A 22207-nucleotide genomic window follows, 5' to 3' on the forward strand; every position below is an offset into this window, starting at 1 on the left:
ATGTCGACGAGCGAATCCCCTCGCCGCCGTAGCGGAACGCTGCGCGTTTCGCTTCTGGCTCTCGGCGCAGCGCTGGCGTTCCTGCCGGCGCCGGCCGTGGCGCAGACTCTGGAGAGCGCTCTGTCCCGGGCCTACGGCTCGAACCCGACGCTCAACGCCCAGCGCGCGCAGGTGCGCGCCACCGACGAGCAGGTGCCGCAGGCCCTGTCCGGTTACCGTCCCATCATCACGGCCACCGGCGACGTCGGCGCCCAGCGGACGCAGCAGAAGGGAACGTCGACGACCGTCGTGCCGACGGCGGTCGATCCTGTCACAGGCGCAGTCGTAGGGTTTGCGCCGCTGAGCCAGCGTTACAGACAGACCGCGACCGAGCACCCGCGCGGCGTCGGCGTGTCGGTTCAGCAGAACGTCTTCAACGGCTTTCAGACCCGCAACCAGGTCCGCTCCGCCGAATCGAACATCCTCGGCGCGCGCGAGACGCTGAGGAACAGCGAGCAGAACGTGCTGTTCGACGCGGCGCAGGCCTATATGGACGTGCTGCGGGACTACGCCATTCTCGACGTGCGCCGGAACAACGTGCAGGTGCTGGAGGAGGAGCTGCGCGCCGCGCGCGAGCGCTTCCAGGTCGGCGAGGTGACGCGCACCGACACGGCGCAGGCGGAGGCCGCGCTGCAGGGCGCACGCTCGCAGGTGAGCGCCGCCGAATCCCAGCTCAACACCAGCCGCGCCACCTACCGGCAGGTGGTCGGAGAGGACATTTCGCGCCCGCGCGCCGCGCGCTCGATCGACCGCCTGCTGCCGAAGTCGCTGCCGCAGGCGATCGGCCTCAGCCAGGCCCAGCACCCCGCGATTCTCGCCGCGTTCCACGGCGTCGACGCCGCGACGCTGCAGATCCGCGTGTTCGAGGGCCAGCTTCTGCCCTCGCTTAACCTCGAGGCGTCGTTCCAGCGCCGCTACGACGAGAGCTCGGTCGACCGGCTCACCTCCGGCGCGGTCGTCGGCCGGCTGACGATCCCGATCTACGAGGGCGGCTCGGTCTACAGCCAGGTGCGCCAGGCCAAGGAGACCGCCGGGCAGCGCAGGCTCGAAGCCGATATCGCCCGCGACCAGGTGCGGCAGGCCACCGTGTCCGCATGGGGGCAGGTCGAGGGCGCGACCGCGCAGATCGCCGCCGCGCAGGCCCAGATCGAGGCGTCGCAGACGGCGCTGAACGGCGTGCGCGAGGAGGCCAAGGTCGGCCAGCGCACCACGCTCGACGTGCTGAACGCGCAGCAGGACCTGCTGAACGCCCGCCAGTCCCTGATCACCGCCCAGCGCGACCGCGTCGTCGCGGCCTATGCGCTGCTGTCGGCGGTCGGCTGGCTGACCGCCGACAGGCTCGGCCTCAAGGTCGTCCGCTACGATCCCAACACGCATTACGATCAGGTGCGCGACAAGTGGATCGGCCTGCGCACGCCCGACGGCCGCTGAGCGGAGCCTGTGGGCGGCGCGGCCGGCGCGCTTGTTCCTCGTGTCGGCGGTGCAATACTGACCCGCGATCGGGATCGGCGTCCCGCGGTGATTCGGTCTGGTCGCGCGCGGTCGCGGCCGGCTCCCGCAGGCGGTCCCGGGCGCGAGCGGAGACATCATGAACACGACCGCGAAGGCTCACGAGCCGACGATGGAGGAGATTCTCGCCTCCATCCGTCGCATCATTTCCGATGACGAGCCCACCGCCGCCGCGAAGGAGCCCGTTTCCTTGAAGCCGCTGGAAAAACCCGCCGCCGAAGCGCCGGCCTCGCTCGGTCAGGACGACATCGACGCGATGCTCGCCTCGTTCGACGACGCCGAGCCCGCGCCCGTGTCCGCAAAGGAGCCGCTCGTCGCGCCGCCGCCCGCCGCCAAGGCGCGCGAGCCGGAAGCGCCGCTCGCGGCGCAGCGCGGCGCGAAGCTCGAGCTCGGGCATGACGTCGACGTGTTCGAACTGACGGACGAGATGGCCGCCGAACCCGCCGCGGCCGCCGAGCCCGAACCGGAGCCAGCGCCGCGGTTCGCCCCGCGCGCGCAGCCGCGGGAGCCGGAGCCGGCCGCGGCGTTCGCGGACCGGCTGGTCTCGCCTTCGACCGACGAGACCGTCGGCGCCGCCTTCGGCTCGCTCGCCAACACCATTCTCGCCACCAACGGCCGCACCATCGACGATCTGGTCAAGGAGATGCTGCGCCCGATGCTGCGCGCCTGGCTGGACGACAATCTGCCGCCGCTGGTCGAGCGTCTGGTGCGGCAGGAGATCGAGCGGGTCGCCCGGGGTCGCTGACGGGTTTTAGCCTGCGCGGCGCGCCCGTTCGGCGCACCGCGCAGCCATGTCCGTCGCGCGGCTTCCCCTCGCGGCGCGACCGATGTAGGAAGATCGCCCAGACACAACGTGCGACCGTTTTCGCTCCCGCCGGAGACCCGGCCGGGGGACGGACGCGCGTTTGATCTGTGTACAGGCACGACCGCCGCCTGCCCGAATCGGGCGCGGTCGGATAGGTCCGGACAGTCGTCGCCCGACGCGGTCCGGACGCGACGGATGAGCGGAAGAGAGCGGATGGCCCGATACGTCTTCATCACCGGCGGCGTGGTGTCCTCGCTCGGCAAGGGCCTCGCCTCGGCGGCGCTGGGCGCCCTGCTGCAGGCGCGCGGCTACACGGTGCGGCTGCGCAAGCTCGACCCCTACCTCAACGTCGATCCCGGGACCATGAGCCCGACCCAGCACGGCGAGGTGTTCGTCACCGACGACGGCGCCGAGACCGACCTCGACCTCGGCCATTACGAGCGCTTCACCGGCAAGGCGGCGTCCAAGCAGGACAACATCACCACCGGCCGCATCTACCAGGACATCATCGCGAAGGAGCGCCGCGGGGACTATCTCGGCGGCACCGTGCAGGTGATTCCGCACGTCACCGACGCGATCAAGACCTTCGTCCGCGAGGGCAACGAAGGCGTCGACTTCGTGCTGGTGGAGATCGGCGGCACGGTCGGCGACATCGAGGGCCTGCCGTTCTTCGAGGCCATCCGCCAGCTCGGCAACGACCTGCCGCGCGGCGACGCCATCTACATCCACCTCACCCTGCTGCCGTGGATCCCGAGCGCGGGCGAGCTCAAGACCAAGCCGACCCAGCATTCGGTGAAGGAGCTGCGCTCGATCGGCATCCAGCCGGACATCCTGCTCTGCCGCTGCGACCGGCCGATCCCGCCGGAGGAGCGCCGCAAGCTCGGCCTGTTCTGCAACGTGCGCGAAAGCGCCGTGATCGAGGCGCGCGACGTGGAGACCATCTACGACGTGCCGGAGGCGTATCACCGCGAGGGCCTCGACACAGAAGTGCTGCGCGCTTTCGGGATCGAGCCGGGCGACGCGCCGGACCTCGCGCGCTGGCGCAACGTCACCCATCGGGTCAAGAACCCCGAGGGCGAGGTGACGATCGCGATCGTCGGCAAGTACACGGGGCTGAAGGACGCCTACAAGTCGCTGTCCGAGGCGCTGGCGCACGGCGGCATCGCCAACACGGTGAAGGTCAACCTCGACTGGATCGAGAGCGAGATCTTCGAGAACGAGGATCCGGCGCCGTTCCTCGAGCATGTCCACGGCATTCTGGTGCCCGGCGGCTTCGGTCAGCGCGGCGCGGAAGGAAAGATCAGGGCCGCCACCTTCGCGCGTGAGCGCAAGGTGCCCTATCTCGGCATCTGCTTCGGCATGCAGATGGCGGTGATCGAGGCGGCGCGGAACCTCGCCGGCATCCCGGACGCCAACTCCACCGAGTTCGGCCCGACCGACGAGCCGCTCGTCGGCCTGATGACCGAATGGACGCGCGGCAACGCGCTGGAGGCCCGCCGCGCCGACGGCGATCTCGGCGGAACCATGCGCCTCGGCGCCTACGACGCGCGCCTGAAGCGCGGCTCAAAGGTGGCGGAGATCTACGGTTCGGAGGACATCTCCGAACGCCACCGCCACCGCTATGAGGTCAACACCGCCTACCGCGAGCGGCTGGAGGCGAACGGGCTGGTGTTCTCGGGTATGTCGCCGGACGGGCTGCTGCCGGAGATCGTGGAGTACGAGGACCACCCCTGGTTCGTGGGCGTCCAGTTCCACCCCGAGCTCAAGTCCCGCCCGTTCGAGCCGCACCCGCTGTTCGCGTCGTTCGTAACCGCCGCGCTGGCGCAGAGCCGGCTGGTGTGAGGCGGCGACTGAGGTATTGCGCGCGGGTTCGTATAGGGCTGCGTCGTCCTCCGGCTTAACCGGAAGGACCCAGGTTGGACGTCAGGGTCCACGCCGGACATGGATGGTCCGGTCAAGCCGGACCATGACGAGCTTCATTCTGCAGACGACCCCGATCGGCCCGTGGCCGTCCGGATGACGCCTCACGTGGCTGTCTTCGCCGGCCCCGTCTCGACCGGCCGTCCGCCGGCGCCCCATTCGGCCCAGGAGCCGTCGTAGAGCCCCTCCGCCTTAGACCCGGCGCCTTCGAGCGCGAGCGCGAGGATGGCGGCGGAGACGCCGGAGCCGCAGGTGGTGACGATGGGGGCGGAGACGTCCACGCCCGCCGCCTCGAACGCGGCGCGCAGCTCCGCTTCCTCGGCGAGCCGGCCGTCCTTCACCACCTGGTCGAACGGGACGTTGCGGGAGCCCGGGATGTGCCCGAGCGCGAGGCCGGGCCGCGGCTCCGGCGCTTCGCCGCGGAAGCGCGGGGCGGGGCGGGCGTCCACCACCTGGAACAGGCCGGCGTCGACGCCTTCGGCGATCTGGTCCGCGGTCCTGACGACAGTCGCGTCGAAGCGCGGCGTGAAGGTTTTCGCAGGACGGGCCGCGGCGCCGCTTTCGAGCGGGCGGCCTTCGGCCTTCCACTTCGGCAGGCCGCCGTCGAGCACATAGACCTGCTTCACGCCGAAAGCGCGGAAGGTCCACCACACGCGGGCGGCGGCGAACAGGCCGGCGCCGTCATAGGCGACCACGGTCGCGCCGTCGCCGATCCCGAGCTTGCCGACCGCGTCCGCGAAGGCCTCGGTCGAGGGCAGCATGTGCGGCAGGTCGGTCGAGAGGTCCGCCACCGCGTTGATGTCGAAATAGACCGCGCCGGGAATGTGGGCCTCGAGGAACTCCGCGGCGCCGTCGCGGTTCGCGGCCGGCAAGTACCAGGAGCCGTCGACAGGGATGACGTCGGGGTCGCCGAGGCGTTGGCTAAGCCATTCGGTGGAGACGAGGTTGGGGTTGCTCACTGCAGCACCTTCCTAAGATCGACCGTACCGGGCCGTTCGAGCCAGCCGGGAACCGGCAGCTCCTTCGAACGGAGGAAGTCGGGATTGAAGAGCTTCGACTGGTAACGCGTGCCGTAGTCGCAGAGAATCGTCACGATGGTTTGGCCGGGCCCGAGCTCCTTCGCGAGCCGGATCGCGCCGGCCACGTTCACGCCGGTGGAGCCGCCCAGGCACAGGCCCTCGTGCTCCAGCAGGTCGAACACGATCTGAACCGCCTCCGCGTCCGGGATCTGGTAGGCGAAATCGACCGGGGCGTCTTCGAGGTTGGCGGTGATGCGGCCCTGGCCGATGCCCTCGGTGATGGAGGAGCCTTCGGCCTTCAGCTCGCCGGTGGTGTAGTAGCTGTAGAGCGCCGCGCCGGGCGGGTCGGCGAGGGCGATCTTGACGTCCTTGGAGCGCTCCTTCAGCGCGATGCCCGTGCCGGCAAGCGTGCCGCCGGTGCCGACGGCCGAGACGAAGCCGTCCACCTTGCCGTCGAGGTCGTCCCAGATCTCCGGGCCGGTCGAGTCGATGTGCGCCTGGCGGTTCGCCACGTTGTCGAACTGGTTCGCCCAGATCGCGCCGTTCGGCTCGGTCTTCGCCAGCTCCTCGGCGAGCCGGCCGGACAGCTTCACGTAGTTGTTCGGGTCCTTGTAGGGGACGGCCGGCACCTCCACGAGCTCCGCGCCGGCGAGCCGCAGCATCTGCTTCTTCTCGTCGGACTGGGTGTCCGGAATGACGATCACGGTGCGGTAGCCGAGCGCGTTCGCCACCAGCGCGAGGCCGATGCCGGTGTTGCCGGCGGTGCCTTCCACGATCACGCCGCCGGGCTTGAGCGCGCCGCGCTTCTCGGCGTCGCGGATGATCCACAGCGCGGCGCGGTCCTTGACCGACTGGCCCGGATTCATGAACTCCGCCTTGCCCAGAATCTCGCAGCCCGTCGCCTCCGAAGCGCGGTTGAGCCGAATGAGAGGCGTGCGGCCGATGGCGTCGACGAGACCGCTGCGAATGGACATGGAATAACTCTCGATCGATGAACTGAAGTGTGGCCGAAGCGCCACGCGCACCCTAGTGGGCGAACCCCCGCTTGAAAAGACGACCTATGCCGATCGGCGCCGTCGAGCGCGGCCGATCCAGACTTCCCACCGCAACGTAAGGCCTTTATGCCCGGTACAGGGCGCGAAGGCCGGCGCGAGCGGCGGCTTTCCGGCGAGAGGACTTCGATCTTGAACCCCACAGTTCCGCCGGATGGTGGCGGCGGCAGGCCGATCGACGCCCTGCTGGCCGGTTTCGTGGCGGGAACGCTCGATCCCTACATGCACGCCCTGATCGGCTCGCACCTGACGCTCTCGGACGCCAACCGCGGCTTCGTGCGCGCGCTCGAGGCCGAGGCCGGCGCCGCGCTTGACGAGATCGACGCGCCCAAGCCTCTCCGCCCCGCCCGCGACCATGTGCTCGCCGCAATCTTCGCCGGCGGCTATTACGGCGCGCCGCGCCCGAAGCCGCGTGATCCGGAGATCCCCGAGCCCTTGTTCCGGCTGGTGGGGCGCGGCGTCGACGCGATGCCGTGGAAGATGAAGGCGCCGGGCATCAAGGCGCACGTGCTGCATGACGAAGACGGCGTCGAGGCGTCGTTCCTGTCCGTCCGGCCGGGCTGGGGCGCGCCCGCCCACACTCATGAGGGCGTCGAGGTCACGCTGGTGCTGCGGGGCGCGTTCTCCGACACGTCCGGCAGGTACGGTCGCGGCGACATCCTGATCGCCGACCAGACGGTGGATCACCACCCCATCGCGGATCCTAAGACCGGGTGCGTCTGTTTCGCGGTGACGGAAGGCTCCCTGAAGATGACCGGCCCGGTCCTCGGCCTGCTGCAGCGGATGTTCGGCAGGTGAAAGGCGTCCGCCTCGCCTGGGTCACCGGCGCGAGCTCGGGCATCGGCCGCGCGGTGGCGCTGGAGCTCGCCCGCGCCGGCGTGACGGTCGCCGCCACCGCGCGGCGAGGGGACGCGCTGGCGAGCCTCGCGGAGGAGGCCGCCGGGTTTGGCGGGCGCATCGCCGCCTATCCCGGCGACGTGACCGAGCGCGACGGAATCGCGGCCGTCGCCGGCCGCATCTCGGACGAACTCGGCCCCATCGATCTCGCCGTCCTGAACGTGGGAGCGTTCATCCCGGTCCGGGCGGCTCCGTTCGACGTCGACGCCTTCCACAGGACGTTCGACGTCAACCTGGGCGGAACGGTCAACTGCCTCGGCGCCGTCCTGCCGGCGATGACGTCCCGCCGCGCGGGCAAGGTGGTGCTCGTCGCGTCGGTGACGGGCTATGGCGGCCTGCCGACGTCGGCGGCCTATGGCGCCACCAAGGCGGCGCTGATCAATCTCGCCGAGAGCCTGAAGTTCGATCTCGACGCCCTCGGCGTCGAAATCCAGCTGGTCAATCCGGGCTTTGTCGATACGCCGGCGACGCGGAAGAACGCGTTCCGCATGCCGGCGCTTCTGCCAACCGCCGACGCCGCGCGCCGCATCGTCGAGGGGATCGGGCGCGGCGGGTTCGAGATCACCTTCCCGAAGCGCTTCACCTATGCGTTGAAGCTCCTTCGCCTGCTGCCCTATCCCGCCTATTTCAAGCTGGTGGCGAAGGCCACGGGCTGGGACGGCCGAACCGGCGGCTGACATGGCGCCGGGCGGCTGTTAGGCCACGGGCGCAGCCGCAGTCCGCCGTAGGAGTTCGCGATGACCGGAACCACACGCACGGGCGAGGGGCTCGATCCGCGCCGTCGCCGCGCGCTCTACCGCTCCTGGCGGCGGGGCACGCGCGAGATGGACCTGCTGATGGGCCGCTTCGCCGACGCCGAGATCGACCGGCTGGACGACGACGAGCTCGGCGTGTTCGAGGCGCTGATCGAGGTTCCCGACCGCGACCTGTTCGCGTGGATCGCGGAGAAGGAAGCTGTCCCCGACAATTACGACACGCCGGTCTATCGCCGTCTGCGCGCCTTTCACGAGGCCTATCCGACCACGGAGAACATCGGGTAGGGCGGCCTTCTTGTCCCGGCCTTGAGCCGGGACCCAGAAACGCAGGCTGTTCGAACAAATTACGCCTGCGTCGCTTTTTCTTCCCGACTGTCGCGGTTATGGGTCCCGGCTCAAGGCCGGGACAAGGCCGCTCATGTTTCCGGAACGATGACCCTCAAGCCCGACGCCCTTCTGACCCTCGCTCCCGTCACCGTCACCAACGTGCCGGACGGGTTCGACGCGCTGATCCTTGCCGACCTCGCGCGGGCGATGGCCGCGCGCGCGCATGACGCCGCCGGCGTCGTCTTCGTCGCGCGCGACAGTCAGCGGCTGGCGGCCATGGAGCGGGCGCTCGACTTCGTCGCGCCGGAGGTTGAGCGGCTGACGTTCCCGGCCTGGGACTGCCAGCCCTACGACCGGGTGTCGCCCAACGCCGCCGTGATCGCGCAGCGGACGACGACGCTGGCGCGCCTCGCCCGCACCCGCGGCGGCGACAAGCCGCGCATCGTGCTGACCAGCGTCAACGCCGCGCTCCAGCGCGTCGCCACGCCGGAAGCGGTCGCGCGGCAGAGCTTTTCCGCCGCGCCCGGCAACGTCGTCGACCTGAAGAAGCTCGCGGACTGGCTCGAGATCAACGGCTTCCTGCGCTCGTCGACGGTGCGCGACTATGGCGAGTACGCCATCCGCGGCGGCATCGTCGATCTGTTCCCCGCCGGGCACGCCGAACCGATCCGGCTCGATTTCTTCGGCGACGTGCTGGAGACGATCCGGCCGTTCGATCCCGAGACCCAGCGCTCCACCGGCCAGCTTCGCGCGCTCGATCTGGTGCCGATGTCGGAGGTGCAGCTCACCAGCGACACGATCCGCCGTTTCCGCCAGGCCTACGCCGCGACCTTCGGCGCGCCGACGCGCGACGACCAGCTCTACGCCGCGATCAGCGAGGGCCGCCGCTATCCGGGTCTCGAGCACTGGCTGCCGCTGTTCGCCGACCGGCTCTCCACGCTGTTCGACCATGTGGCGGACGCGCGCGTGGTGCTCGACCCGCTGGCGGACGACGCGGCCGGCGAGCGGCTCGCGCTGATCGCGGACTATTACGACGCCCGGGTCACGCAGCTTCGCCAGGACAGGGACGGCGGCGCCTACAAGCCGCTGCCGCCGGACGCGCTCTACCTCAAGCCCGAGGAATGGCGCGAGCGGCTGGAGCAGGTGGCGCCGGTTCGGCTGACGCCGTTCGCGCTGCCGCCCGGGCAGGGCGGCAGCGTGCTCGACGCCGGCGCCCGCGCCGGCCGCAGCTTCGCTGCGGAGCGGGCGGACGAGAACGCCAACGTCTTCGACGCGGTCGTCGCGCATATCCGCGAGCTGAAGCAGGACGGCAGACGGGTCGTCGTGGCGGCGTGGAGCGACGGCGCGCGCGACCGGCTGAAGACGGTGCTCGCCGACCATGGGCTCGCAAGCGGTCGGGAGGTCCGGAACTGGCGCGAGGCCGTCGGCCTGCCGAAGGACGCGGTGGCCTTCGGCGTGCTTGGAATCGAGCACGGCTTCGAGACCGGCGACGTGGCCGTCGTCGCCGAGCAGGACATTCTTGGCGACCGGCTGGTCCGCGCCAAGGCGAAGAGGCGGCGTCCGCAGGATTACCTCACCGAGGCGGCCGGCCTGGCGGCGGGCGATCTCGTGGTGCACGTGGATCACGGCATCGGCCGCTTCGTGGGCCTCAAGACCATCGAGGCAGCCGGCGCGCCGCACGACTGCGTCGAGCTGCATTACGCCGACAAGGCCAAGCTGTTCCTGCCGGTCGAGAACATCGAGCTGCTGACGCGCTACGGCTCGGAGGAGACCGAGGCGGTTCTCGACCGGCTCGGCGGCGCCGGCTGGCAGTCGCGCAAGGCGCGGATGAAGAACCGCATCCGCGAGATGGCGGGCGAGCTGATCAAGATCGCCGCCGCGCGCATGACCAAGGAGGCGCCGCGCGCCGTCCCGCCGGAAGGGCTCTACGACGAGTTCTGCGCGCGCTTCCCCTACGACGAAACCGAGGACCAACAGGCCGCGATCGACGCTGTGCTGGACGATCTCGCCGCCGGCCGCCCGATGGACCGGCTGATCTGCGGCGACGTCGGCTTCGGCAAGACCGAGGTCGCGCTGCGCGCCGCTTTCGTGGTCGCGATGAGCGGGCGGCAGGTGGCGGTCATCGTCCCCACCACGCTGCTCGCGCGCCAGCACTTCAAGACCTTCGCCGAACGCTTCCGGGGCCTGCCGCTGAAGGTGCGTCAGGCCTCGCGCTTCGTCTCGCAGAAGGAGCTCAACGAGACCAAGAGGGGTCTCGCGTCCGGCGACATCGACATCGTGGTCGGCACCCATGCGCTCTTGGGCAAGACCATCGGCTTCAAGGACCTCGGCCTCGTGATCGTCGACGAGGAGCAGCACTTCGGCGTCGGCCACAAGGAGAAGATGAAGCAGCTCCGCGCCGAGGTGCATGTGCTGACCCTCTCCGCGACGCCGATTCCGCGTACGCTTCAGCTCGCGCTCACCGGCGTGCGGGAGTTGTCGATGATCGCGACCCCGCCGGTCGATCGCCTCGCCGTGCGCAGCTTCGTCGCGCCGTTTGATCCGCTGATCGTGCGCGAGGCGCTGCTGCGCGAGCGCTATCGCGGCGGCCAGTCGTTCTTCGTCTGCCCGCACATCGAGGATCTCGCCACGGCCCGCGCCTTCCTTGAAAGCCAGGTGCCTGAGGTGAAGTTCGTGGTCGCGAACGGCCAAATGGCGGCCGGCGACCTCGAGCAGGCGATGACCGACTTCTACGAGGGGCGCTACGACGTGCTGCTCTCGACCGCGATCGTCGAATCGGGTCTCGACATCCCGAACGCCAACACGCTGGTGGTCTACCGCGCCGACATGTTCGGCCTCGCCGCGCTCTACCAGCTTCGCGGCCGCGTGGGTCGCGCCAAGACGCGCGCCTACGCGCTGTTCACGGTGCCGGCCAACAAGGCTCCGACCGTCAACGCCGAACGCCGGCTCAAGGTGCTGCAGTCCCTCGAGGGGCTCGGCGCCGGCTTCCAGCTCGCGAGCCACGACCTCGACATCCGGGGCGCCGGCAACCTGCTGGGCGAAGAGCAGTCCGGCCACATCCGGGAGGTCGGCTACGAGCTCTATCAGCAGATGCTAGAGGACGCCGTCGAAAGCCTGAAGGAGGGCGGGGCGGCCGTCGTCGCAGACCAGTGGTCGCCGCAGATCACCCTCGGCGCGCCGGTGATGATCCCCGAAGAGTTTGTCGGCGATCTCGCGGTTCGCCTGTCGCTCTACCGGCGCCTCGCCGAGATCGACACCGACGAGGGCCTCGATTCGTTCGCGGCCGAACTGGCGGATCGCTTCGGGCCGCTGCCGAGCGAGGTGAAGCAGCTGCTGGAGATCGCCGCGATCAAGGCGCTCTGCCGCCGCGCCAATGTGGAGAAGATCGACGCCGGCCCGAAGGGCGTGGTGCTGTCGTTCCGCGACAACTCCTTCGCCAATCCGGACGGCCTCGTCATGCACATCGCGCGCGAGGAAGGCCCGAACGCCAAGGTGCGGCCTGACATGAAGATCGTGTTCAAGCGCGAATGGCCGACGGTCGAGAAGCGGCTTAAAGGCGCCGCGAAGCTGCTCCGCGATCTCGTGAAGATCGCCGAGGTCGGCAAGAAGGCGGCGTGAACGTCCTAGCCGTTCCTCCTGCGCGCAGCAGGCGAGGGGCGAGGGTCGTTCAGAACCAGCGCTCGTTGACGGTGATGGTGTCGCCCGGCCGGACCGGATAGGTCAGCGGCACCTCGGCCTTGTACACCCTGTCGCCGTGGCGACGGGTGAGCTCGACCCGGTCCTTGACGGCGCGGGGGGAGAAGCCGCTCGCGATCGCGACCGCGTTCTGCGCGGTCATGCCCACGACGTAAGGGTATTGCCCGGCGTTGTTGACCTCGCCGAGAATGTAGAACGGGCGGTAGCCCTCGATCTCGACCGACACGTTCGGATCGCGCAGGAAGCCGGTCTTGAGCTTGGCCTCGAGGCCGGTGCGCACCTGGTCCGGCGTCTTGTTCACGACCTCATAGCGGCCCACCAGCGGCATGGCGATGCGGCCGTCGGCCTCGACGGTGTAGCTGTTCGAGAGGTTCGGCTGGCCGAACACGTTGATGCGCAGCCGGTCGCCTGTGGCGAGAACGTAGGGCTCGTCGAAGGCCGCCGCGAGAGGCGGGGGGACCGCCCGCGGTCCGGCGCAGCCCGCCAAAGCGAGGGCGAGCGCCAGAGAAGCCAAGCAAACACGCGGCATGTCGAACCCCATCGCCGGCCACCAAGGTTTACGGTTAGTTACCGGAACAGGGTTAACAATCGGTTGTCTCGCCTTAAGGGCCGATGTCGAATGATTAACGCGTCGGCAACCATGTTCGTGATGTTTTGGACTCACGAACGGTCAGCGGCATTAGGAATCGGGTCCAGCCATGTCGGAGCGCGGCAGCCATCGCGGAGAGGAGCTTCCCGAAGCCGGGGAGATCGATCTGCGCGTCCTCGGCGCCGGCATCTGGCGACGCCGGCTCTGGATCATCGGCCCGACCATCGTCGCGACGCTGCTCGCGATCGCCTTCGTGCAGCTGACGTCGCCTTACTTCCGTTCGTCCGCCCTGGTGCTGATCGAGAACAAGGCCTCGCTCGCGCCGGGCGGAGCGGGGGCTGAGCGCGAGACCTCGCTGCCGGACGAACAGGCGGTCGCGACGCAGGTGCAGTTCATCGAGTCCCGCGACCTCGTTCGCAAGGTCGCGCGCGACCTCGATCTCGGACGCGATCCCGAGTTCGCCGCCAAGGGCGACCGCTCGCTGGCCCGGCGCCTGCTGGGCTTCCTCGGCTTCGCTTCGCCCGACGACAACCAGCCGATCAGCGAGCAGGTGGTCGACAAGGTCGCCGAGAACCTGTCCGCCTATCCGGTCTCCGGCGCGCGCGTGATCGGCGTCGAGTTCGTCTCGACCAGTCCGGACACGGCCGCGCGGGTCGCGAACGGCTTCGTCGACGCCTTCTTCGACGTCCAGCGCGAAGCGAAGCGCGACGTGAACCGGCAGGCGACGACCTACTTCTCCGGCGAGATCGAGCAGCTTCGCCAGCGCGTCGCCGACGCCGAGGGCAAGGTCGAGGCGTTCCGCTCGCAGGCAGGCCTTCTCGTGGGGCAGAACAACACCACGCTCGCAGCCCAGCAGCTCGGCGAAAGCAGCACGCAGCTCGGCACCGCGCGGACCCAGCAGGCCGAGGCGCGCGCCAAGGCCGACGCGATCCGCGACTCTCTGCGCGCCGGCCGCGCGGCGGAAGCGCTCGACATCGCGAATTCCGACGTGGTCCGCGCGCTCGTGCAGCAGCGGTCGCAGCTTGCGGCGCAGATCGCGAGCGAGGGCCGCACCCTGCTCGGCCAGCATCCGCGCATGCGCGAGCTGGCCGCCCAGCTCGCGGGCCTCGACGGCCAGATCCGCAACGAAGCCGAGAAGCTCGCCCGCGCCTACGAGAACGAAGCCAAGACGGCCGGCGCCCGCGTCGCCGCGCTGTCCGCCGCGCTCGACGCCCAGAAGCAGAACGCGGCGACCGCGAACGAGCGCGACGTCGAGCTTCGCGCGCTCGAACGCGAGGCCCGCGCGGCCCGCGACCTGCTCGAGCAGATGCTGGCCCGCTACCGCGAAGCGGCCGCCCGCGACAACCCCGACGCGCTGATGGCGGACGCCCGCATCATCTCGCGCGCCGCCGCGCCGACGGAGGCCTACTTCCCCAAGAAGGCGCCGACGGTGGCGCTCGCGGCCATCGCCGCCTTCGTGCTGGCGCTGTTCGCCGCGGCCACCGCCGAAGTCTTCGGCGGCGGGGCGCGCCGGCGCGACGGCGTGGCCGCCGCTCCCCCGCCGCCGCCCGCGATCGGCGAGGTTCCCGTGTTCGGCCGGCTGCACGGACCGCAGCCGTCCGCGCAGGCCGAGACAAAGCCGTCGGCAGAGCCGACGCCGACCGAAGCGTCCGCGAAGCGCGCGGCGCCGGCGCTGTCGCCGCAGCGGATCGACGCGATCGAGGTCGCCGACGCCACGCTGGTGGCCGCGCTGGCGCGCCAGCTCGCCTCGATGCCGACCACGGACGGCGCGCTGCGCATCCTGGCGGCCGGGGCCCATCCCGGCGTGCGCGTCGACGAGGTGGTGACGGAGCTCGCCCGAACCATGTCGGAATCCGGCCGCCGCGTCGTGGCGGTGGACGCCGGCGGTGGCGCGCCGCGCCCCGCCGACGCCGACCGCGGGCCAGGCCTTGCGGAACTGCTGGCGGGCTCCGCCACCTTCGCGCAGGCGATCCACCGTGATCCCGGCTCCCGCGTCCATGTGGTGCCGCGCGGCGAGGCCTCGTTCGACGAGCTCGACCGGGCGTCGCAGGCCCGCGTCGGCGTGGTGCTCGACGCTCTGGCGCTGACCTATGACTTCGTGCTGCTCACGGCTGCGCCGGGCGCCGCGGTCTCCGACATCTTTTCGCAGCAGGCCTCCGCCGCGATCCTCGTCTCGAACGCCGGCGCCGGCGATCTCGCCACCGTCGAGGCCCACGACAAGCTGAAGTCCCACGGCATCGAGGACGTCGTCGTGCTGCTGGTGCGCGACGGCGACGGCGCGCCCGAAGGCGGCTCGCGGCTCGCGGCCTGACGCCGCCAGCCTCACGATCCCGAAGACCAACAGGACGAGCGCCGGCGCGGCGCTATATCCCGCTCGCCCGTTCGCCGCATCCGCGGCGGGCGGGAGGAAAGTGGGAGGAAGTCCGATCATGCGTCTGTCCGCGTCGCTCGCCGTCGCCGCAACCGTTGCGCTCGTCTGCCCGGCATGGGCCGCGGAGCCTGAGAAGCTCTGGGAGGTCGGCGGTCTGCAGGAGCCGGAATCCGTGCTCCCGGACGGCGACGTGCTCTACGTCAGCAACGTGGTCGGCGGCTTCCGGGACAAGGACGGCGTCGGCTTCATCTCGAAGGTCTCGCCCGACGGGCGGATGCTCGAGCTGGAGTGGGTGTCGGGCCTGAACGCGCCGAAAGGGTTGGGCAAGGTCGGCGGCACGCTCTACGTGGCCGACATCGACGAACTGGTGGCGATCGACGTCGCCGCGGGCAAGGTCGCGAAACGTTATCCGGCCAAGGGCGCCGTGTTTCTCAACGACGTCGCCGCCGCGCCGGACGGGCGCGTGTTCGTGTCGGACACCGGGACCAACACGATCTGGAAGCTTGAGGGCGGCGTCTTCGCCCCCTGGGTCGAGGGCGAGGCGCTCAAGGGTCCGAACGGCCTGCTGGTGGAGGTCGACCGGCTGCTGGTCGCCGGGATCGGCAGGACGCCGAAGGAGGGCGACGCCGGAACGCCGGCCAACCTGATCGCGGTTCCGTTCGCGACGAAGACGCCGAAAGACCTCGGGGACGGTTCGCCGGTCGGGTTCCTCGACGGCCTCGCCCGGACGGCCGACGGCGTCTATCTCGCGACCGACTACGTCCGCGGGCCGCTCTATGAGATCAAGTCCGACGGCTCGTTCCGGACCCTGATCGACGGTTTCGGCCCTGGCACGGCCGATCTCGCCTATGACGCGGGATCAAAGATCGCCTTCATCCCGTTGTCGCGCGACAAAAAACTGGTGGCGTACCGGCTCCCCTGAGCGTCCAAGCCGCGGCCGGATTAAGAACGGGGATGCCGTCGTTTCTCATGCGGCCGCCGCAGAGGTGGGGGCGAAAGCGCCACGCTGCGCTCGGCCTCGATGGCGGCTCCCGTCAGCCTGTCGCACGCCAAGCCGACCTGGTGCGCGGCCACTGCCTGCGGCGTCACGAGATCAGCGATGTGCCAGAAAGATTCCCGACCGGCTGGCGGATGAGACGGACGATCCGGAGCGGGCCGCCGCACGGATCGGCTTGGCGATCATCGAGGGCGGGCGGCTGACAGGCTGGGAACGCGAGGGACGAAGCTCGCCAGAGGTCGAAATGCGCGGGCAAGGTTATCGATCGATCTCGATGACCGGTTGCAATGAACGATCGCCCCTCTCGGATCAGAGTTTTGACTTAAACTTTAGTTTAATAATAAATTAGTTCGTCTGAGCGAGTGTCCGAAGGTGTCCGTTAACCGCCTCCGCGACGAGTTCTCCATGCTGAAGACCGCCACCATCCGACGTAAGCTGAACCTCGCGTTCGGCGGCCTCGTCGTTCTCGTCGCAGGTCTCGGCGGGTTCGCGCTCTATGAGCTTGGCCAAGTCAACAGCGCCGCCGAGGATCTTCGCGCAAGCCGGCTGCCGACCACGCAGATTCTGGGCAAGATGCAGGTCGCGACGCTGCGCCTGCGCATCAACGGCGGCCGCTTGATCTCCGCGGATACGCCCGCGCTCCGGGACGAGATCGCGGCGACGCTGGCGAAGCGGGAGAGCGAACTCGTCGAGCTTCAGTCGCAGTACGTGGGGCAGACCATCACGCCGGCCGAGAAGGAGGCCTACGTCGCCTTCGAGCAGGGCCGCGCGGCCTACGGCCGGCTCCAGAGCGAGATGAACGCGCTGGCCGCGGCCGGCGACGTCGTCGGCGCGCAGCGGATGTACAACACCACCATGTCGACCGCGAGCAACGCCGCGCTGTCCGAACTGCAGAAGCTGATCGACCTCAACGACGCCGCCGCCCAGCAGAGCGGCGCCGCGGCCCAGAAGGCCTACGCGGAGGCCACGATCGCGACTGTGATCTTCGTCGCGCTCGCCATCGTCTTCGCGATTGGCGCCGCGGCGCTGCTCACGCTCAACGTCGCGCGTCCGCTGCGGCGCATGACCGACGACATGAAGCGCCTCGCCGGCGGAGATCTCTCCGTGGACGTGGTGGGCCGCGACCGCGGCGACGAGGTCGGCGGGATGGCGCAGGCGGTCGACGTGTTCAAAGACGGCATGATCCGCGCCCGAGCGCTGGAGGAGGAGACGGCGCTCGCCCGCGCCGGCGCCGAGGCGCAGCGCAAGGCGACGATGCGCGAGATGGCCGACCGCTTCGAAGCGGCGGTGAGCGGCGTGGTCGGCACCGTGGCGGCCGCCTCCACACAGCTCCAAGGCACGGCGTCGGGCATGGACGAGGCCGCGAGCGACACCGCCCGCCGCTCCACCACAGTGGCTGCGGCCGCCGACCAGGCGGCCTCCAACGTGCAGATGGTCGCCGCCGCGGCGGAGGAGCTCGGCGCCTCCGTTCAGGAGATCGCGCGTCAGGTCCAGGGGTCGGCGGAGCTCGCCCGCGCCGCCGTCGCCGACGCCGGCGCGACCGCCGTGCTGGTGCGCGACCTCAGCGTCGCGGCGGACACGATCGGCGACGTCGTCGCGATGATCCAGGCGATCGCGAGCCAGACCAACCTGCTCGCGCTCAACGCCACCATCGAGGCCGCGCGGGCGGGCGAGGCCGGCCGCGGCTTCGCGGTGGTCGCTTCCGAAGTCAAGAACCTCGCCAGCCAGACGGCCCAGGCGACCGAGCAGATCTCGTCGCAGATCGCCCAGATCCAGCTCTCCACCACCGACGCGGTGGCCGCCATCAGCGGCATCACCAGCCGGATCGAGGAGATCTCGTCGGCGTCGAGCGCGATCGCGGCGGCCGTCGAGGAGCAGGGCGCGGCGACGCAGGAGATCGCCCGCAACGTCTCGCAGGCCGCCGTCGGCACCAACGAGGTGACCGAGAACATGGGCGCCGTGGCGAGCGCCGCGCAGGGCGCCGGGATCGCGGCGGGCGAGGTCCTCTCCTCGGCCTCGAACCTGTCCGAGCGCTCCGCCGAACTCCGGGTCGAGGTCGAGCGCTTTCTCGCCACAGTCCGGGCCGCCTGAAGCGGCCAGAGAGCGCCGACGCCGGACTTCTCCGGCGGCAGCGTCGCGGCGAGAAAGGCGCCGACGAACAGGCCGCCATAGGTCGCGGCGCCGCTCATCCGCATCCGCGATTCCGGAAGCGTCCGGAGGACGCGACGGGCGACGGCGAAGCATCCGGGCGGCCGCGCCGCGTGTCATCGACCGCGTGGGGAGTGAGAGCGCGCCCGATCGGTTCGGCGTCAGAACGGGATGTCGTCGTCCATCACGTCGCTCATGCGGCCGCCGCCTGAGGCGGGAGCCGGAGCGCGGCGCTGCTCCATCGGGCTCGACCGGCCGAAGCTGTCGTTGGAGGAGGCCTCGTAGCTGTCGTCCGATCCGCCGCCGCCGCGGCCGTCGAGCAGGGCGAGCTCGCCGCGGAAGCGCTGGATCACGATCTCGGTCGTGTACTTCTCGACTCCGGACTGGTCGGTCCACTTGCGGGTCTGGAGCTGGCCCTCGACATAGACCTTGGAGCCCTTGCGGAGGTAGTTCTCAGCGACCTTCGCGAGGTTCTCGTTGAAGATCACGACCGAGTGCCACTCGGTCTTCTCGCGCCGCTCGCCGGACTGCTTGTCGCGCCAGTTCTCGGAAGTCGCGATGCGCAGGTTCACCACCGGCTCGCCCGAGTTCAGGCGGCGCACTTCCGGATCGCGGCCGAGATTTCCGACCAGAATGACCTTGTTGACGCTGCCCGCCATGACGATCTCCTGAAAGCTTGATCGCGCACCCTAGTCGCCATGCCGCCTTGCGTCGCCCTTGGGCTCGGGCTTGTCCACAAGCCGCGGGAGAGGCACTGTCGGACTGGACAGCGATCTTTGTTCTATTTATGTTCCTTAACATGCCGATGGGAACGCGACAAGCGCCCGGCTTGACCCGAACGGCGTGCGGGACGACGTGACGAGCGGATGGCGGCGCGGGCCGCCGCGGGACGACGAGTGCCTATGACGAAGACCCCCTCGCAGGCCGGAAAGGCCCGCGCGCCGAAGCAGGCTGCGGCCTCCTCCAGGCCGGACGACGCGCCCGCGACGCCCAAGGCGGCGAACGCCAAAGCCTCTGCGCCCAAGGCGCCGAAGGCTGCGGCGCTGGAGGCCGCCTTCGACGCGGCCGCCGAGCGGCGGCTGGAGCGGCGCGACCAGCGGATGATCTCGATCCGCGGCGCGCGCGAGCACAACCTCAAGAACGTCGACCTCGACATTCCGCGCGACAGGCTCGTGGTGTTCACGGGGCTGTCGGGCAGCGGAAAATCGTCGCTCGCCTTCGACACCATCTACGCCGAAGGCCAGAGGCGCTATGTCGAGAGCCTCTCGGCCTACGCCCGCCAGTTCCTCGAGATGATGCAGAAGCCGGACGTCGACCAGATCGACGGCCTGTCGCCGGCGATCTCGATCGAGCAGAAGACGACCTCGAAGAACCCGCGCTCGACGGTGGGCACGGTCACCGAGATCTACGACTACATGCGCCTGCTGTGGGCGCGCGTCGGCATCCCGTATTCGCCGGCGACCGGCCTGCCGATCGAGAGCCAGACGGTCAGCCAGATGGTGGACCGGCTGATGGCGCTGCCCGAGGGGTCGCGGCTCTATCTGCTCGCGCCGGCGATCCGCGGCCGCAAGGGCGAGTACCGCAAGGAGATCGCCGAGTTCCAGAAGAAGGGGTTCCAGCGCCTCAAGATCGACGGGACCTTCTACGAGATCGCCGACGCGCCCGCGCTCGACAAGAAGCTGAAGCACGACATCGACGTTGTGGTGGACCGCGTCGTCATCCGCGGCGACATCGCGAGCCGGCTGGCGGACAGCCTGGAGCAGGCGCTCGGCCTCGCCGACGGCATCGCGATCGCCGAGTTCGCCGGCGAGACCGACGAGAACGGCGACCCGAAACGGCTGACCTTCTCGGAGAAGTTCGCCTGTCCGGTGTCGGGCTTCACCATCGCCGAGATCGAGCCCAGGCTGTTTTCCTTCAACAATCCCTTCGGCGCCTGCCCGGCCTGCGATGGCCTCGGCACCGAGATGAGCGTCGACCCCAACCTCGTCGTTCCCGACGGCGGGCTGACGCTGCGCAAGGGCGCGATCGCGCCCTGGGCGCGCTCGACCTCGCCCTATTACATCCAGACGCTCGACGCGCTCGCGAAGCATTACGGCTTCTCGCTGACCAAGCCCTGGGCGGACTTGGCCGAGAAGGCGCGCAACGTCATCCTCTATGGTTCGGGCGACGAGAAGGTGCGCTTCGTCTACGACGACGGGCTGCGCTCCTACGAGACCAACAAGACCTTCGAAGGCGTCGTCCGCAATCTGGAGCGGCGCTGGAAGGAGACCGAGAGCGACTGGTCCCGCGAGGAGATCGGCCGCTACATGTCGGACGTGCCGTGCCTCATCTGCGAGGGCTACCGGCTGAAGCCGGAGGCGCTCGCGGTGCGGGTCGCCGATCGCCACATCGGCCGCGCCTCCGCCCTGTCGGTGAAGGCGGCGCACGCCTGGTTCGAGGACCTGCCGAACCACCTCACGGACAAGCAGAACGAGATCGCCTACCGCATTCTCAAGGAGATCCGCGACCGGCTGCGCTTCCTCGTCGACGTCGGGCTCGACTACCTGACGCTTGCGCGCAACTCCGGCTCGCTCTCCGGCGGCGAGAGCCAGCGCATCCGGCTCGCGAGCCAGATCGGCTCGGGCCTCACGGGCGTGCTCTACGTGCTCGACGAGCCGTCGATCGGCCTGCACCAGCGTGACAACGAGCGCCTGCTCGGCACGCTGGAGCGCCTGCGCGACCTCGGCAACACCGTGATCGTGGTGGAGCACGACGAGGACGCCATCCGGCTCGCGGACTACGTGGTCGACGTCGGCCCGGGCGCCGGCGTCCACGGTGGACAGATCGTGGCCCAGGGCACGCCGGCCGAGGTGATGGCGAACCCGGCGAGCCTCACGGGCCAGTACCTCACGGGCGAGAAGATGGTGCGCACGCCGGCGCGTCGCCGGCCGTTCGACAAGAAGCGGGTGCTGAAGGTCGTCGGCGCCAAGGCCAACAACCTCAAGGACGTGACGGCCGAGATCCCGCTCGGCACCTTCACCTGCGTCACCGGCGTCTCCGGGGGCGGCAAGTCCACGCTGCTGATCGACACGGTGTTCAAGGCGGCGGCGCGCAAGCTGAACGGCGCCAACGAGAATCCCGGCGCGCATGAGCGCATCGAGGGCTTCGAGGCGCTCGACAAGGTCATCGACATCGACCAGTCGCCGATCGGCCGGACGCCGCGCTCCAATCCGGCGACCTATATCGGCGCCTTCACGCCGATCCGCGACTGGTTCGCGGGCCTGCCGGAGGCGAAGGCGCGCGGCTACATGCCGGGCCGCTTCTCGTTCAACGTGAAGGGCGGCCGCTGCGAGGCCTGCCAAGGCGACGGCGTCATCAAGATCGAGATGCACTTCCTGCCGGACGTCTACGTCACCTGCGACGTCTGCAAGGGCAAGCGCTACGACCGCGAGACGCTCGAGGTGCTCTACCGCGGCAAGTCGATCGCCGACGTGCTCGACATGACGGTCGACGAGGCCGCGGCCTTCTTCAAGGCGGTGCCGTCGATCCGCGAGAAGATGGACACGCTCGCGCGCGTCGGCCTCGGCTACGTCAAGGTCGGCCAGCCCGCGACCACGCTGTCCGGCGGCGAGGCGCAGCGCGTGAAGCTGTCCAAGGAGCTGTCGCGGCGCGCCACTGGCCGCACGCTCTACATTCTCGACGAGCCGACCACGGGCCTGCACTTCCACGACGTGGCGAAGCTGCTCGACGTGCTGCACGAACTCGTCGACCAAGGCAACACGGTCGCTGTGATCGAGCACAATCTCGAGGTCATCAAGACCGCGGACTGGATCATCGACATGGGTCCGGAAGGCGGCGACGGCGGCGGGACGGTTGTCGCGGCCGGAACGCCGGAGCAGATCGCCGGGAAACGAGCCAGCCACACCGGCCGCTTCCTCGCCGAGGTGCTGGAGCGGCGTCCGCTGAAGCGCGCCGACGCGGCGGAGTAAGGGGAGCCGCGCGAGCGACACGACGGCGCCCAACAGGCGTGCATGATCAAGTCGTGGCCGAAATTCGCCTGACCATGAAATGGGCGTGTCGCGGTTTGCGGCAGTAATCGGGCCG

The 22207-nt window shown here is 69.8% G+C and carries 15 protein-coding genes; 11 read left to right on the forward strand and 4 right to left on the reverse strand.

All coding sequences use genetic code 11. The features are described 5' to 3' along the window. From ACFSCV_RS00950 to ACFSCV_RS00960, 3 genes are all read left to right on the forward strand, one after another. Positions 1-1470: a TolC family outer membrane protein gene (locus ACFSCV_RS00950; RefSeq protein WP_378796109.1), complete on the forward strand. Its 1470-nt coding sequence runs from the start codon at positions 1-3 to the stop codon at positions 1468-1470. A 157-nt stretch (positions 1471-1627) separates the two neighbouring features. Further along, positions 1628-2293: a PopZ family protein gene (locus ACFSCV_RS19190; protein WP_417568600.1), complete on the forward strand. Its 666-nt coding sequence runs from the start codon at positions 1628-1630 to the stop codon at positions 2291-2293. Between the two features lie 273 nt (positions 2294-2566). Next, the gene (locus ACFSCV_RS00960) at positions 2567-4195 is read left to right on the forward strand and encodes a CTP synthase (protein ID WP_378796111.1); all 1629 of its coding nucleotides are present in this window, start codon (positions 2567-2569) and stop codon (positions 4193-4195) included. A gap of 182 nt (positions 4196-4377) precedes the next feature. Here ACFSCV_RS00960 and sseA read toward each other — a convergent pair whose 3' ends face one another. Both sseA and ACFSCV_RS00970 read right to left on the reverse strand, forming a co-directional pair. Continuing rightward, positions 4378-5232 (reverse strand): 3-mercaptopyruvate sulfurtransferase, encoded by an 855-nt coding sequence (sseA, locus tag ACFSCV_RS00965; protein ID WP_378796113.1) that lies wholly within the window; start codon positions 5230-5232, stop codon positions 4378-4380. After that, entirely contained in the window at positions 5229-6266 is a 1038-nt protein-coding gene (locus ACFSCV_RS00970) for a cysteine synthase A (protein ID WP_378796115.1), read from the reverse strand. The genes sseA and ACFSCV_RS00970 overlap by 4 nt, the downstream gene beginning before the upstream one ends. A gap of 210 nt (positions 6267-6476) precedes the next feature. Between ACFSCV_RS00970 and ACFSCV_RS00975 the strand changes: the two genes are divergently transcribed. From ACFSCV_RS00975 to mfd, 4 genes are all read left to right on the forward strand, one after another. Beyond that, positions 6477-7142 (forward strand): ChrR family anti-sigma-E factor, encoded by a 666-nt coding sequence (locus tag ACFSCV_RS00975; protein ID WP_378796116.1) that lies wholly within the window; start codon positions 6477-6479, stop codon positions 7140-7142. Further along, positions 7139-7918, forward strand: a complete 780-nt coding sequence (locus ACFSCV_RS00980) for an SDR family NAD(P)-dependent oxidoreductase (protein WP_378796118.1) — start codon at positions 7139-7141, stop codon at positions 7916-7918. The genes ACFSCV_RS00975 and ACFSCV_RS00980 overlap by 4 nt, the downstream gene beginning before the upstream one ends. Positions 7919-7978: 60 nt before the next feature. Then, positions 7979-8281: an FAD assembly factor SdhE gene (locus ACFSCV_RS00985; protein ID WP_378796120.1), complete on the forward strand. Its 303-nt coding sequence runs from the start codon at positions 7979-7981 to the stop codon at positions 8279-8281. Between the two features lie 147 nt (positions 8282-8428). Continuing rightward, positions 8429-11941 (forward strand): transcription-repair coupling factor, encoded by a 3513-nt coding sequence (gene mfd / locus ACFSCV_RS00990; RefSeq protein WP_378796122.1) that lies wholly within the window; start codon positions 8429-8431, stop codon positions 11939-11941. A 49-nt stretch (positions 11942-11990) separates the two neighbouring features. Here the strand turns inward: mfd and ACFSCV_RS00995 are convergent, their stop codons facing one another. Further along, positions 11991-12548 (reverse strand): polysaccharide biosynthesis/export family protein, encoded by a 558-nt coding sequence (locus ACFSCV_RS00995; protein ID WP_378796124.1) that lies wholly within the window; start codon positions 12546-12548, stop codon positions 11991-11993. Positions 12549-12717: 169 nt separating this feature from the next. Between ACFSCV_RS00995 and ACFSCV_RS01000 the strand changes: the two genes are divergently transcribed. From ACFSCV_RS01000 to ACFSCV_RS01010, 3 genes are all read left to right on the forward strand, one after another. Then, positions 12718-14919, forward strand: coding sequence for a GumC family protein (locus ACFSCV_RS01000; protein WP_378796126.1), 2202 nt, complete (start codon positions 12718-12720; stop codon positions 14917-14919). Between the two features lie 118 nt (positions 14920-15037). Next, positions 15038-15901: an SMP-30/gluconolactonase/LRE family protein gene (locus ACFSCV_RS01005; protein ID WP_378796128.1), complete on the forward strand. Its 864-nt coding sequence runs from the start codon at positions 15038-15040 to the stop codon at positions 15899-15901. Between the two features lie 480 nt (positions 15902-16381). Then, a complete protein-coding gene (locus tag ACFSCV_RS01010) occupies positions 16382-18067 on the forward strand; it encodes a methyl-accepting chemotaxis protein (RefSeq protein ID WP_378796130.1) in 1686 nt (561 codons plus the stop codon). A gap of 218 nt (positions 18068-18285) precedes the next feature. Here the strand turns inward: ACFSCV_RS01010 and ssb are convergent, their stop codons facing one another. Further along, complete coding sequence (gene ssb / locus ACFSCV_RS01015; RefSeq protein ID WP_378796132.1) at positions 18286-18783, reverse strand: single-stranded DNA-binding protein; 498 nt, start codon at positions 18781-18783, stop codon at positions 18286-18288. A 243-nt stretch (positions 18784-19026) separates the two neighbouring features. Here ssb and uvrA point away from each other — a divergent pair, with 243 nt between their 5' ends. Next, complete coding sequence (gene uvrA / locus ACFSCV_RS01020) at positions 19027-22092, forward strand: excinuclease ABC subunit UvrA (protein ID WP_378796134.1); 3066 nt, start codon at positions 19027-19029, stop codon at positions 22090-22092. Positions 22093-22207 lie beyond the last annotated feature (115 nt).

It is taken from the genome of Methylopila henanensis, from assembly GCF_042681025.1.
GTDB lineage: Bacteria > Pseudomonadota > Alphaproteobacteria > Rhizobiales > Methylopilaceae > Methylopila > Methylopila henanensis.